This is a genomic window from Streptomyces sp. NPDC006332 (assembly GCF_040612855.1).
Lineage (GTDB): Bacteria > Actinomycetota > Actinomycetes > Streptomycetales > Streptomycetaceae > Streptomyces.
The window spans coordinates 1-12944 of sequence record NZ_JBEXRA010000029.1; the positions used below are offsets into that span (position 1 = coordinate 1).

A 12944-nucleotide genomic window follows, 5' to 3' on the forward strand; every position below is an offset into this window, starting at 1 on the left:
CCCGGATTTGAGGCCGAATGCGTACGGAACTTGTTTCGGAGCCCGGCGACCGGGTCCGCGCCAACGAGCTCTGTTCCTCTTCACTTTCCGCCTGCCCCCGCCGCCGTTCGGTGACGCTCGGAGCCGGGTTCAGAACCGCGGCGCCGGTGCCCGGCTCTCCACCAGGTCGGCCGCCTCCTCAGGTGTCGCGACCGCGGGCGGGGAGCCCGCCAGCGGCTTGCGGGCCGTCTCCTTCATGAAGGCGACGGAGACCGTGCCGACCAGGGCGGCGGCCATCGCGTAGAACGCGGGCATCAGGTCGCTGCCGGTGACGGAGATCAGCGCGGTGATCACCAGCGGGGTGGTGCCGCCGAACAGGGAGGCGGAGAGGTTGTAGCCCACGGACAGGGCGCCGTAGCGCACCTGGGTCGGGAAGAGGGCGGGCAGCGCCGCGGACATCGTGCCGAGCAGGCACACCAGCGACAGGCCCAGCATCAGCATGCCGCACGACACCGCCACCAGGCTGCCCTGTCCGACCAGCAGGAACGCCGGGACGGACAGGACCAGGAAGCCGAGCATGCCTGCCATCAGCAGGGGCTTGCGGCCCAGCCGGTCGGAGAGCGAACCCACCTGGTTCACCAGCAGCATCAGCACCACCATCGTGGCGATGAGGATGAGCAGGCCGTGCGCCTCGGAGTAGCCCATCTCGTCCGACAGGTACGTCGGCATGTACGACAGGAGCATGTAGTCGGTGATGTTGTAGGCGCCGACCAGGCAGATGCACAGGATCAGCGCCGGCCACTGCTGCCGGAAGACGGCCCCGAGGTCGCCCTTGGCCGTGGTCTCCACGGTGGAGGCGGCCTCGGAGGCCCGGTGGACGGACTCGTCCTCCAGCTTCTGGAAGGCCGGCGTCTCGTCCAGCCGCAGCCGCAGATACAGGCCGACCAGTCCGATCGGCCCGGCCACCAGGAACGGCACGCGCCAGCCCCAGGTCTCCATCCCGGCATCGCCGAGCGCCGCGGTCAGCGCGGTCACCAGGCCCGCCGCGCCGACGTATCCGGCGAGCGTGCCGAGTTCCAGGAAGCTGCCGAAGAACCCGCGGCGGCGGTCCGGCGCGTACTCGGCGATGAAGGTGGAGGCTCCGCCGTACTCACCGCCGGTGGAGAAGCCCTGGACCAGACGGAAGAGGATCAGCAGGACCGGGGCCCAGAAACCGATCGTCTCGTACGAAGGGATCAGGCCGATGGCGAAGGTACCGACCGCCATCAAGATCATGGTCAGGGCCAGGACCTTCTTACGGCCGACCCGGTCCCCCATCGGTCCGAAGACCATGCCGCCGAGCGGGCGGACCAGGAAGGAGACCGCGAACGTCGCGAACGAGGACAGCAGTTGGACGGTGTCGTTCCCGGACGGGAAGAAGACATGGCCGAGGGTGACGGCGAGATAGCTGTAGATGCCGAAGTCGAACCACTCCATGGCGTTGCCCAGCGAGGCCGCCTTCACGGCGCGTTTCACGGCCGCCTCGTCGGTCACCGTGATGTCCGTCCGCCGCAGCGGCGGGTTCCTGCGCCGTCGTACGGCTCTGAACAGGGTGCGGTGACGTTTGACCGCCGCCGGATCGGCAGCGATCTGCTGGGTATCGGGTTCGTCGGCCGCCATCGTGGTTCCTTTCCGCCGGCCAGGGGTTCCACAAGATCGGCTGCTCACTCATGGCGGACGCAAACGGAGCGCGGAGCGAGATGTGTCACGCGGCCCCGCCCGAAGATCGCGGCGCGCACTTCCGGGCCGCGGGGTGCGGGCCGTGCTGCCGGCGCCGACCCCGTCCGCGCGAACGCGCGCCGGGGGCTGACATCGCGCTCCGACCCGCCCACCCCGTCACGTGGTGAAGGCGGCTGACCTGCACAGGTTTCCGCTCGCGACAGGGGCTGGGCCTGTCGCACCATGGGGTGCCTCTCGCCTCGCGGGGCGCGGCAGTGTAGACATGGGCACATGGTCCGACTCGTGGGTCGCTCCGGGGCCCGGCCGATCCGTCCTCCCAGCGGTCCGCGCTCCTCCGACGCGCCCGACCGCGCCGAGGGGGCGCACCAGCACCGGGCGCGGCCGGCGCCGGGCAGCCCGCCCGCCGGGCCGCGCGGCGCCGACGGACAACGGCGGGGACCGGCGTCGGGGCTGCGGGCGGCGCTGAGCGGCCGCAGCGTCGCCGGACAGGTCTTCGTCCTGCAGGTGGTGATCGTGCTGCTGCTGGTGGTGGCCGCGGTCCTCGCGCTGGTATTGCAGGCCCGCCGCGACAGCACCACCGAGGCGCGCAACCGCTCGGTCGCGGTCGCCGAGACCTTCGCGAACGCCCCCGGCACCGTCGCCGCGCTGCGCGGTTCCAACCCGACGGCGGTTCTGCAACCACGGGCGGAGGCGGCCCGGCTGGCGACGAAGGTGGACTTCATCGTCGTCATGAACACCGACGGTGTCCGCTTCACGCATCCCAAGCCGGATCGCATCGGCAAGAAGTTCGTCGGCACCATCGCTCCGGCGCTGGCCGGACGGACCGTCACCGAGAAGATCGACGGCACCCTCGGGCCGATGGTGCAGGCCGTGGTGCCCGTCAGGGCGGACGACGGCAGAATCGTGGGCCTGGTGTCGGCGGGGATCACGACCGCCAGCGTGGGCGGGGCCGCCAACCGGCAGATGCCGCTGGTGCTGGCCGCCGCCGCGGCGGGCCTCGCCCTGGCCACCGCGGGGACCGCGCTGGTGAGCCGCCGTCTGCTGCGGCAGACGCACGGCCTGGGCCCGCACGAGATGACGCGGATGTACGAGCACCACGACGCGGTGCTGCACGCCGTACGGGAGGGCGTGCTGATCGTCGGCGACGAGGGCACGCTGCTGCTCGCCAACGACGAGGCGCACCGGTTGCTGGACCTGCCCGCCGACGCCGAGGGCCGGCATGTGCGCGACCTCGGTCTGCCGCCGGACACGGCCGGTCTGCTGGCGTCCGGCGAGGTCGCCACCGACGAGGTGCAACGGGTCAAGGACCGGCTGCTGGCGATCAACCAACGGACCACGGACAGCCAGGGCGGGCCGCCCGGCACCGTCGCCACCCTGCGCGACTCCACGGAGCTGCGCGCGCTCTCCGGTCGCGCCGAGGCGGCACGGGAGCGCCTCAACATGCTGTACGACGCCGGGGTGGCGATCGGAACCAGCCTGGACGTGACCCGTACCGCCGAGGAACTCGCGGACCTCGCCGTGCCCCGGTTCGCGGACTACGCCACCGTGGACCTGTTCGACACCGTCCTGAGCGGGGGGCAGCCGGACGCCGCGCGCCGACTGAGCCGTACGGCGATGAGCGGGATCCGCAAGGACGTGCCGCTGTATCCGGTGGGCGAGGAGATACGGCTCGTCGACTCCTCCCCGCAGGCGCGCTGCCTCGGTACCGGGCAGGCCGTGGTCGAGCCGCGGCTCGGTGAGGCTCCGGGCTGGCGTGCGCAGGACCTCGAACGCTCAGCCCAGGTAATGCAGTTCGGCATACACTCGCTGATCACGGTGCCGCTGCGGGCGGGCAGTCTGGTGCTGGGGGTGGCGAGTTTCTGGCGGTCCGAGAAGCCCCAGCCGTTCGACACGGAGGAAGTGGCGCTCGCCGAGGAGTTGGTGGCCAGGGCCGCCGTCTCCATCGACAACGCGCGCCGCTACACCCGCGAGCACAGCATGGCGGTGACGCTGCAGCGCAGTCTGCTGCCGCGCACCCTGCCCGAGCAGAACGCCCTGGAGATCGCCTACCGCTATCTGCCCGCGCAGGCGGGTGTGGGCGGCGACTGGTTCGACGTCCTGCCGCTGTCCGGCGCCCGGGTGGCGCTGGTGGTGGGGGATGTCGTCGGGCACGGACTGCACGCGGCGGCCACGATGGGGCGGCTGCGCACGGCGGTGCACAACTTCTCCGCGCTGGACCTGGCCCCCGAGGAACTGCTCTCCCTCCTCGACGAGTTGGTCTCCCGCATCGACGCCGACGAGACGGAGGAGGGTGACACCGCCCCCGTGACCGGCGCGACCTGTCTGTACGCCGTCTACGACCCGGTGTCCCGGCTGTGCACGGTCGCCCGCGCGGGCCATCCGCCGCCCGCCCTGATCCACCCCGACGGGCGCGTGGAGTTCCCGGACGTGCCGGCCGGTCCGCCGCTCGGGCTCGGCGGCCTGCCGTTCGAGACGGTCGATCTCGAACTGCCCGAGGGCAGCCGGCTGGTGCTCTACACGGACGGGCTGGTCGAGGACCGGGAGCACGACATAGACGAGGGCCTCGAACTGCTGCGGGGCGCGCTGGAGCGGGCCGACCGGTCTCCCGAGGACACCTGCCGCACCGTCCTCGACTCCCGGTTGCCGGCCAAACCCAGCGACGACATCGCCCTCCTCGTGGCGCGCACCCGGGCCCTGGCCGCCGACCGGATCGCCGAGTGGCAGGTTCCGACCGACCCGGCGGCCGTGTCGGAGGTGCGAGCCTCGGTGAGCCACCGACTGACCCAATGGGGCCTGGACGAGCTGACGTTCACCACGGAGCTGATCCTGAGCGAGCTCGTCACCAACGCGATCCGCTACGGCGCCGACCCCATCAAGGTCCGGGTGCTGTACGACCGCACCCTGATCTGCGAGGTCTTCGACAGCAGCAACACCTCACCCCATCTGCGGTACGCGGCCATGACGGACGAGGGCGGACGCGGACTGTTCCTGGTGGCGCAGCTCACCGAGCGCTGGGGCACCCGCTACACGCCCGCCGGCAAGGTCATCTGGTCCGAGCAGAACCTGCCCTCTCCCTCATAAATCAGCCTTATGAGCTCATAGACGGGACCCCCGTACCAACTAAGGCTTGCCTTAATTTAGGCTTCACCTCGAGTCGATCTGTCGTCACTCGAAGGGAACTGATCATGCCCCGCCCCCTGCGGGTAGCAATCGTCGGAGCCGGCCCCGCCGGGATCTACGCCGCCGATGCACTGCTCAAGTCCGAAGTGGCCGCCGAACCCGGGGTGTCCATCGACCTCTTCGAGCGGATGCCGGCCCCGTTCGGGCTGATCCGTTACGGCGTCGCTCCCGACCACCCGCGCATCAAGGGCATCATCACCGCCCTCCACCAGGTGCTCGACAAGCCGCAGATCCGTCTCTTCGGCAACGTCGACTACCCGACCGACATCAGCCTGGACGACCTGCGCGCGTTCTACGACGCCGTGGTCTTCTCCACCGGCGCGACGGCCGACCGCGAGCTGGCGATACCGGGCATCGAGCTCGACGGCTCGTACGGAGCCGCGGACTTCGTCTCCTGGTACGACGGTCACCCGGACGTGCCGCGCACCTGGCCGCTGGAGGCGGAGAAGGTCGCCGTCCTCGGCGTCGGGAACGTCGCGCTCGACGTGGCGCGCATCCTCGCCAAGACCGCGGACGAGCTGCTGCCGACGGAGATCCCGCCGAACGTCCACGAGGGGCTCAAGGCCAACAAGGCCCTGGAGGTCCATGTGTTCGGGCGCCGTGGCCCGGCGCAGGCGAAGTTCAGCCCGATGGAGCTGAGGGAGCTTGACCACTCCCCCAACATCGAGGTGATCGTCGACCCCGAGGACATCGACTACGACGAGGGCTCGATCGAGACCCGGCGGGGCAACAAACAGGCCGACATGGTCGCCAAGACCCTGGAGAAGTGGGCCATCCGCGACGTCGGCGACCGGCCGCACAAGCTGTTCCTGCACTTCTTCGAGTCGCCGACGGAGATCCTCGGCGAGAACGGCGAGGTCGTCGGCCTGCGCACCGAGCGCACCGTCCTCGACGGCACCGGCAACGTCAAGGGCACCGGCGAGTTCAAGGACTGGGACGTCAGCGCGGTCTACCGCGCGGTCGGCTACCTCTCCGACAAACTGCCCAAGCTCCCCTGGGACATCGACTCGGGCACGGTCCCGGACCAGGGCGGCAGGGTCGTCCAGGAGAGCGGCGAGCACCTCCAGTCGACGTACGTCACCGGCTGGATCCGGCGCGGGCCGGTGGGCCTGATCGGGCACACCAAGGGCGACGCCAACGAGACGGTGGCCAACCTGCTGGACGACTTCACCAACGGCCGTCTGCACACGCCGTCGTCGCCCGCTCCGGAGGCCGTGGAGGCGTTCCTCACCGAGCGCGAGGTCCGCTTCACCACCTGGGAGGGCTGGTACCGGCTGGACGCCGCCGAGAAGGCGCTGGGCGAGCCGCAGGGCCGTGAGCGCGTGAAGATCGTCGAGCGTGAGGACATGCTCCGGGAGAGCGGCGCGTAGGGACTTGTGAGCCGTCGGCGGTGACGCCGGACGAGGGGCACCGACGGGGCCGGGGAGTGATCCCCGGCCCCGTCCTTCGTGTCGCAGGAGCACGACCGACCAGGCCTGGGCGAACAGGGCCCGCCCCAATGCGGATGGTGAGCGGGCCCTGTCCGGGGAGCCATTGTGCGGGGGCCGCCTCGTGCGGGGCAGGAGTGAACGCCCACCGACCGGAGCGGCACTCACACACCCCGCTCGCACGGCGCGCGCCCCGGGTGCGGGCGAGTGGGCACGGGTTCGCCCGCGGGGCCCGGCCGCACACGACCGAAACAGGTCGCATGGCGCCCCGCCGAAAGGGCAACCGGCATCACACGTCAAAGCGTTACCTCCCAACTTGAGAGGGTGTGTGCGGTGTCCAGGACGCGTGTGGGAAGTGCCGTCGCCGTGGTGATGCTCGTCTCGGGGGCGGCCGGCTGCGGCGGTACGAACGACACGGCCGACGCGGCGGGCAGCCCGTCGAACGGGCCAGAGAAGACGGGCGACTCGCGCGTCGTCCGTGCGGCCTACGACAGGACCAGGGCGGCGGACACGGCCAAGCTGACCGTCTCCACCAAGGCGGTCGCCGACGGCCGGAGCGTCACCGCCCAGGGCACCGGCGCGGTGGACCTGGCCAAGGGCGACAGCCGGATGACCCTCGTCTCGCAGGGCAGCCGGATCGAGCAGCGGGTCGTCGACGGGATCGTGTACCAGAAGCCGCCCGCCGGGCAGCGGGAGCCGCTGCCCGAGGGCAAGGCCTGGATGAAGATCGACCCGGCCCGGCTGCCCCGCTCCGGATCCGGCGACGCGCGGGTGAGCGACCCGGTGCAGCCGTTCGGATACGTCGAGAAGCTCGACTCCGGCGAGGTGACCAGGATCGGCACCCAGACGCTGAACGGCACCCGCACCACCCGCTACCGGGTGAACATCGATGTGTCGACACTGGCGCGGGGCGACGGCGGTCAGGCACGGGAACTGCGCAGGCAGCTGGGTACCTCGTCGATTCCGGTGGACCTGTGGCTCGACGAGGAGGGGCGGCTGCGGCAGGAGACCGTGCGCCTCACCCTGCGGCCGCTGCGGGACAGCTCGCCGACGGACCGCGAGGACACCCGGGTGACCAGCACGACGACCCTGCGGTTCGACGACTTCGGTACCCGGGTGAGCGTGCAGCCGCCGCCCTCGGCCCAGACGGCCGACGTGACCGCCGAGCTCTCCGACGCGGCGAGGTCATCGCAGCAGTCGCCGCAGGCCGGCTGAGCGCGCCGGTCCGCGTCGGGGACCCCCGGTGATCGTCGAAGCGGGCGAGCGACGATACTGAAAGGCGCACGTGCCCCTCCGCCACCAGATGGACTCATGCCGATCTCCCCCGCCGTCCGTGCCACCCACCCTCCGACGGTGTGGCTGGCCCGCGGCCGCCACACCGGATCCGACCCGCTGGACGTCGTCCGCCGCAATCTGCAACGGCTCAAGGACGCGGGCACCATCGACGACTTCCTGGAGCCCCCCGAGGCCGAGGACGCCCCGAAGCCGGTCGTCGAAGCCCGCTGGCGGGTCCCCGAGGGGGTGACGGTCCGGGCCCGACTGACGGTTGTGCGCGTCGCGGACACCGAGGCTCACACCGAAGCGGACCACGGAACGGAGTGGGTGCTGGCGGCGGAGGCGGAAGAGCCGTGGGACCAGCGGTGGCCCTCACCCGCCACCGTGTTCTGGCCGGACGGACCGGACGCCGACTGGGACCACGACCTCCCCACCGGGCTGCGTCTGCGGGACGTCAACCGCCTCCCCGAGGACGACAAGGCCATGCGCCGGCTGTTCCGGGACGCGGTGCGCGGCAGCTGGAACATCCACGTCGTGGTGCACGAGGCGATGACCCCGGACGACCGCGGCCGGCGGCCCCTGACCCCACTGCTCCCTGAGAGCCTGCGGCACCGGGTGGTCGAGCACCGCGCCGCGCCGCAGCAGCTGCGGGCCGTGAACTGGGCCCTGAAGGAGACCGGCGTGCAGGTGCCGCGGGGCGGTGCCGTGGTCCTTCCCGCGGCACCGGGCAAGACCGGTCGCGAGACGGACGAGTTCGCCGTGCGCAGTGTCTTCCTCGACGGCTCCGAGCCCTCGGACCTGGTCGACGCGCTCACCCGGTTCGCCGCGGAGCCGAGACCGCTGCCGGACGGGGGCGAGGACGCGGTGACCGCGCTGCGGGAGCAGTGGCATCTGCTGACCGTGGAGGAGGAACTCGTCCGCGAGCGGGCACTGGTCGCCATGTACGCCGAGGCGCTGGACGCCATGACGAAGTCCCGGGACCTGTACCGGGAGGCCGCCGAACGGGCCCACGAGGCGCTGACCGCGTACCGCGAGACCGCGGCCGCCCTCCCCGAGCCGCCGCAGCCGCCCGCCGCGCCCACCGCCTCCCCGCTCCAGCAGCTGACCCGCACCCTGGAACGCCTCAAGGGCACCGCGCGGACGAGGGACACCCCCTAGGGTCGCTCGTCCGGCTCACGGCGGGTGGTCAGTCCGCGGAGCGGCTGGCGTCGGACGTCGGCCGGGCGGTCGTGCCGCGCGGCGACTGCCATGTCAGGCGGGCCACCAGGGAGGCCAGCGCCGTCAGGGAGGCGACAACCCCGGCCGTACCGGCGAGCCAGGACGGCGCGAGGGCGAGGTCCAGCGCGCGTGACAGCCCGGCCGAGTGCACCAGCGTGCCCTCGAACAGCTGACCGGCCGCCACCGCCGCCGGGACCACGACGGCCGCGGCGAGCACCGGGGCGGTCGACCGTACCGCCAGCACCAGCGCCAGGAACACGCACAGGACCGACACCGCGAGGGCGAGGCCGTAGACCCGTGCGGACGCGCCGTTGCGGTACAGCGGGAAACTGAGCGCACCGCACACCGCCAGGACCACGACGGCGAGCCGGGCCTGGGGGGACGGCGGAGCCGTCGGCCGAAGGGGGCCGGTGGGGGTGCCGACCGGGCGCACGGGGACCGCTCCGAGTCCGAGCGACACCGGGCCCGCCTCGACCGGCGGCCGGGTCAGCAGGGCGTGTATGTCGGCGGGGTTCGACTCAGGTGATGCAGGGCCGGTGGTCATGCTGAGCTCCAGGGGCAGGGTGTTGCCGCGGTCGACGCCCCGACGTACGACACGCGATGGTACGTCGACCCTTTCTAGGCTCCCCCGCGGCTGCGTGCCACCCGGGTGACCCAGTGGTATGAGCGGGGCGTCGGCGGGCGTACGCGCCCCGGTCGCGCGCCCCTCGCCCCAGCGGCACGCGGTCGGCGGGCAATACCGTCGCCGGTAGCGGGAATCCGAGAAGTGGCGGCCGTGGACGCGGCCCGCCCGGACGAGGAGGACCGCCCGTGGACACGACCACCACAGTGTTCGTCGCCGTCGCGATCCTCGCGGCCCTGGTGCTGGCCGTCGCGATCGCGCTGCTGGTGCGGCTGGTGCGGGCCCGGCGCAGTCTGCGGCGCGCGGGCCTTCCGACGGGACCGCGCTGGGTCTTCTGGGGCGCGTTGCTGTACTTCGTTCTGCCGACGGACCTGCTGCCCGACCCGGTGTATCTGGATGACATCGGCGTACTGCTTCTGGCGCTGCGCACCCTTCGTGCCTCCCCCGAGGGGAGCGAGCCCGGAGCGCCGAAGCGACTTTGATCACGCAGCGTAAGGAAACCAATCACCCGTTCGACTCGTATAAGTCTCTGGGAGCCCGTAGAAGTCGGCGGCCATGGGGGGCCGCGGAGGCTACCGCCGTTCGATCGAGCAGCACCGCTAAGGGGAGAGACGATGCAACCGTTCGCGCTCAACTACGCACGCCCAGCGCCGGAGTTGGAAGCCACCACTCCGTACGTCTACGACTCCGGGCGGCAGTTGAACGTACTCTTCGACGGGCGGATCGCCGTCCGTGACCACAGCCTGATCAGGGAATTGGGGACCACCACGTCCACCGCGGGCTCCAAGACGCACTTCGACGACTGAACACGAGCCGCGACATATGACCGTGTTGATTCTGACCAGTGAAGAGGACGTGACCGCGGACATGGTGGTCGTGCACCTCAACGCAACGGGGGTCCCGGTGGTCCGGCTCGACCCCGCCGACCTGACCGGCGAGGTCGCCCTGTCCGGTGAGTACGTGCACGGCGCGTTCCGCGGCCACCTCTCGGCCGCGGGCCGCCTGGTGAGCATCGGCGGGCTGCGTTCCGTCTGGGTGCGCAGGCCCGGAGTCCCGGCCGCCCGGGCCGCAGCGCCCTCGTCCTGGCTGACCGAGGAGTCGACGCAGGCGCTGTACGGCATGCTGCGGAGCAGTGACGCCCGCTGGATGAACCATCCCGACGCGGCCCGCCGGGCCCGGCACAAGCCCTGGCAGCTGCGGCTCGCCCAGCGTTCGGGGCTGCCCGTGCCGGCCACGCTCATCACGACGTTCCCGCAGGCGGCCCGGGAGTTCGCGGAGCGCTACCCGGACCTGGTGGTCAAGCCGGTCTCGGGCGCCCATCCGCAGGATCCGCCCCGCGCGGTGCCGACCAGCAGGGTCGCCCCGGACACCGACTTCTCCGCCGTCGCCTACGGTCCGACGCTGCTGCAACGGCGGATCGCCAAACGGGCCGACATCCGCCTCACGGTGGTGGGCGAGCGGATGCTGGCCGCCCGGAAGCCCACCGCCGACGACGCGGATCCGGACGAGGTCGATGTGCGGTTCGCGGTGAACACCGCGTCCTGGTGCCCGACCGACGTTCCGCCGCGCGTCGCCGACACCGTCCGGGCGTATCTCCGGGATGCGGAACTGGCCTACGGCGCCTTCGACTTCGCCGAGGACGCGGACGGCACCTGGTGGTTCCTGGAGTGCAATCAGTCGGGACAGTTCGGGTTCGTCGAGGTGGACACCGGTCAGCCGATCGCGCGCAGCGTCGCGGAGTGGCTGACGGATCCCGGGCCGGATCGACCGGGCCGGGTCAACGGAACGAACCGGGCGGTGCGTTGAGGTCCGGGCCGGGCGTCGGGGTCAGTAGGGGCGTGGGCCGGGCAGCGCCGCCCGCTGCCAGCCCGCGCCGGGGGACGCCGGACGGTCGGTGGGCAGGCCGGGATGGGAGGCAGGTCCGGAGCCGAAGGACTGCAGTGGGCGCATGGCGTACTCCAGTTCCCTGGTCACGCGCTCGGCCTCCCTGCGTGTCTGAGCGGGGACGTCGCCACGCTCCGCGACGAGTCGGTCGTAGATGGGGGAATCCTGGAACACCCGTCAACGCGCCTTTCGAGTCACAGCCCATCAGCACGGGCACGGCTTCCGAGTGTAGGCGCCCTCACCCGCCGGAAGGCGAATTCCGGTGGAGGACTTGACGCGGGGTAGGAACGGCGGTGCGCGCTCGGAAGCCGGTCGTGGGACTACGGCCGGACGGTGACGGTCGCTCACAACAGAGTGAACGAGCCGATACACAAGCCGAGTTGAACCGCGTTGCGATGCTCGGCGGCTCTGTCTGCGCCCGACTGTCCGAGGAGTCGGCGCCGGCGGGCGGCACGAAGGCGACCAGGATTCCGGCCCCAGGCTGCGGCGAGGGCGATGGAAATCACCAGCCGACCGGCATGCGAGGACTGGCCCCCGTCCCGCAGCCGCTCCCCTGGGACCTGCCCTGGGGCCCGCGGCTGCGGGACGGCACGGTGTCACACCGCCAGCCGCAGCCCGTCTTCCTCCCCGTCCACGTCCGTCGCGTCCGGTGCCGTGCGTCCGGCGGCGATGAGCAGGGCGTCCGCCTTGGCGACCGCCTCGTGGATGTTGGTGGCTCCCACCATCACACAGAGCGTATAGGTGACGTCGTCCAGTTCACGTGCGATCGCCTCCCTGTCCCCCTGCGCCTGGGACCTCTCCGCCTGGGCGATCCGCAGCGATGCGTACCGAGTCAGCAGCTTTCTGACGACCTTCGGGTCCGGAACGAGCACGTAGCGCCCCTCTCTCGAGTTTTGCGCTCCGTATGCCCGAATGGTGGCGGACCATTCACCTCCGGTGCCGTACCGCGCACAATTGGCGCAATAGCATTACTTCCTGCCCGGCGTACGCACCCACCACCGTCGTGCGCCCCTCGTGCGCCGGTGGGGCAGTTGGGTGATCGCCCACCCCGCCAGCACCTCGACCGGTACCGAGCGGCCCGGGGCTCAGTCCCCCAGGGCGCGGGCGAGTTCCGTGGTCGCGCGGGCGATCTCGGTGTCCGTTTCGGCCATCAGCTCCCGCAGGGCGCCGCGCCGGTCGCGGACCGCCTGCCGCGCCTCGCGCTCCCATACGACGTGGTTCTCACGGTGGTTGAGCAGCTTCGGGTAGACCGCGGCCGTGTTCTCCCACTGCCGGGCGGCGGCGATGTTCCTGAGCAGCTCGATGATCTCGGCGCGGCAGGTGACCTCGGGCAGTTGGGCGAGTTCCCACAGGAAGGGGACCGTGGCGGCCGTCGCCTGTTCCACGACGAAGCCGTACTGGCAGACGCGTTGCCGCAGATCGGCGAGGGCGGCTCGGGCCGTCTCCGGGTCGCCGCAGGCCACGCTGGTGAGCAGCAGGGGGACGGCGGCGGCGCTACCGGTGGAGTCCTGGATCTCGCCCCACGGCACCCGGTCCAGGGCCGTCAGGGGCGTGGTCCTGGCCACCCCGGCGGGCGGCTCCTGGGGGTCTGTGCGCTCGGTGCTCTGCTGGTGCTTCGGAGCGGTGCGCATGGCGTGGGC

At 71.7% G+C, this 12944-nt stretch carries 12 protein-coding genes; 7 read left to right on the top strand and 5 right to left on the bottom strand.

The features are described 5' to 3' along the window. Positions 1 to 129: 129 nt before the first annotated feature. Entirely contained in the window at positions 130 to 1638 is a 1509-nt protein-coding gene (gene proP / locus ABZ027_RS24730) for a glycine betaine/L-proline transporter ProP (RefSeq protein ID WP_356771870.1), read from the bottom strand. A 330-nt stretch (positions 1639 to 1968) separates the two neighbouring features. Between proP and ABZ027_RS24735 the strand changes: the two genes are divergently transcribed. The 4 genes from ABZ027_RS24735 (at position 1969) to ABZ027_RS24750 (ending at position 8738) form a co-directional block, all read left to right on the top strand. Further along, the gene (locus tag ABZ027_RS24735; RefSeq protein ID WP_356771872.1) at positions 1969 to 4779 is read left to right on the top strand and encodes a SpoIIE family protein phosphatase; all 2811 of its coding nucleotides are present in this window, start codon (positions 1969 to 1971) and stop codon (positions 4777 to 4779) included. Between the two features lie 104 nt (positions 4780 to 4883). Next, positions 4884 to 6248, top strand: a complete 1365-nt coding sequence (locus ABZ027_RS24740; protein WP_356771874.1) for an FAD-dependent oxidoreductase — start codon at positions 4884 to 4886, stop codon at positions 6246 to 6248. Between the two features lie 390 nt (positions 6249 to 6638). Continuing rightward, positions 6639 to 7520 (top strand): hypothetical protein, encoded by an 882-nt coding sequence (locus tag ABZ027_RS24745; protein ID WP_356771876.1) that lies wholly within the window; start codon positions 6639 to 6641, stop codon positions 7518 to 7520. Positions 7521 to 7616: 96 nt separating this feature from the next. Beyond that, a complete protein-coding gene (locus ABZ027_RS24750) occupies positions 7617 to 8738 on the top strand; it encodes a hypothetical protein (protein ID WP_356771877.1) in 1122 nt (373 codons plus the stop codon). Between the two features lie 28 nt (positions 8739 to 8766). Here the strand turns inward: ABZ027_RS24750 and ABZ027_RS24755 are convergent, their stop codons facing one another. Continuing rightward, complete coding sequence (locus ABZ027_RS24755) at positions 8767 to 9342, bottom strand: hypothetical protein (RefSeq protein ID WP_356771879.1); 576 nt, start codon at positions 9340 to 9342, stop codon at positions 8767 to 8769. Between the two features lie 266 nt (positions 9343 to 9608). Here ABZ027_RS24755 and ABZ027_RS24760 point away from each other — a divergent pair, with 266 nt between their 5' ends. The 3 genes from ABZ027_RS24760 (at position 9609) to tgmB (ending at position 11226) form a co-directional block, all read left to right on the top strand. Next, a complete protein-coding gene (locus tag ABZ027_RS24760) occupies positions 9609 to 9902 on the top strand; it encodes a YkvA family protein (protein ID WP_356771881.1) in 294 nt (97 codons plus the stop codon). A gap of 132 nt (positions 9903 to 10034) precedes the next feature. Continuing rightward, a complete protein-coding gene (tgmA, locus tag ABZ027_RS24765) occupies positions 10035 to 10226 on the top strand; it encodes a putative ATP-grasp-modified RiPP (protein ID WP_356771883.1) in 192 nt (63 codons plus the stop codon). A gap of 16 nt (positions 10227 to 10242) precedes the next feature. Then, a complete protein-coding gene (tgmB, locus tag ABZ027_RS24770; RefSeq protein ID WP_356771885.1) occupies positions 10243 to 11226 on the top strand; it encodes an ATP-grasp ribosomal peptide maturase in 984 nt (327 codons plus the stop codon). A gap of 21 nt (positions 11227 to 11247) precedes the next feature. Here tgmB and ABZ027_RS24775 read toward each other — a convergent pair whose 3' ends face one another. From ABZ027_RS24775 to ABZ027_RS24785, 3 genes are all read right to left on the bottom strand, one after another. After that, positions 11248 to 11478, bottom strand: a complete 231-nt coding sequence (locus ABZ027_RS24775) for a hypothetical protein (protein WP_356771887.1) — start codon at positions 11476 to 11478, stop codon at positions 11248 to 11250. Positions 11479 to 11900: 422 nt separating this feature from the next. Further along, entirely contained in the window at positions 11901 to 12176 is a 276-nt protein-coding gene (locus ABZ027_RS24780) for a DUF5133 domain-containing protein (protein WP_356771889.1), read from the bottom strand. Between the two features lie 213 nt (positions 12177 to 12389). Then, positions 12390 to 12935 carry a hypothetical protein gene (locus ABZ027_RS24785; RefSeq protein ID WP_356771891.1) on the bottom strand — a complete coding sequence of 182 codons (546 nt, stop codon included), beginning with the start codon at positions 12933 to 12935 and terminating at the stop codon, positions 12390 to 12392. Between the last annotated feature and the right edge of the window lie 9 nt (positions 12936 to 12944).

What these genes read in the sequence shown, in the direction of transcription:
- proP (WP_356771870.1), bottom strand. Translation starts at nt 1,638, where the DNA reads ATGGCGGCCGACGAACCCGATACCCAGCAGATCGCTGCCGATCCGGCG.
- ABZ027_RS24735 (WP_356771872.1), top strand. Translation starts at nt 1,969, where the DNA reads ATGGTCCGACTCGTGGGTCGCTCCGGGGCCCGGCCGATCCGTCCTCCC.
- ABZ027_RS24740 (WP_356771874.1), top strand. Translation starts at nt 4,884, where the DNA reads ATGCCCCGCCCCCTGCGGGTAGCAATCGTCGGAGCCGGCCCCGCCGGG.
- ABZ027_RS24750 (WP_356771877.1), top strand. Translation starts at nt 7,617, where the DNA reads ATGCCGATCTCCCCCGCCGTCCGTGCCACCCACCCTCCGACGGTGTGG.
- ABZ027_RS24755 (WP_356771879.1), bottom strand. Translation starts at nt 9,342, where the DNA reads ATGACCACCGGCCCTGCATCACCTGAGTCGAACCCCGCCGACATACAC.
- tgmA (WP_356771883.1), top strand. Translation starts at nt 10,035, where the DNA reads ATGCAACCGTTCGCGCTCAACTACGCACGCCCAGCGCCGGAGTTGGAA.
- tgmB (WP_356771885.1), top strand. Translation starts at nt 10,243, where the DNA reads ATGACCGTGTTGATTCTGACCAGTGAAGAGGACGTGACCGCGGACATG.
- ABZ027_RS24785 (WP_356771891.1), bottom strand. Translation starts at nt 12,935, where the DNA reads ATGCGCACCGCTCCGAAGCACCAGCAGAGCACCGAGCGCACAGACCCC.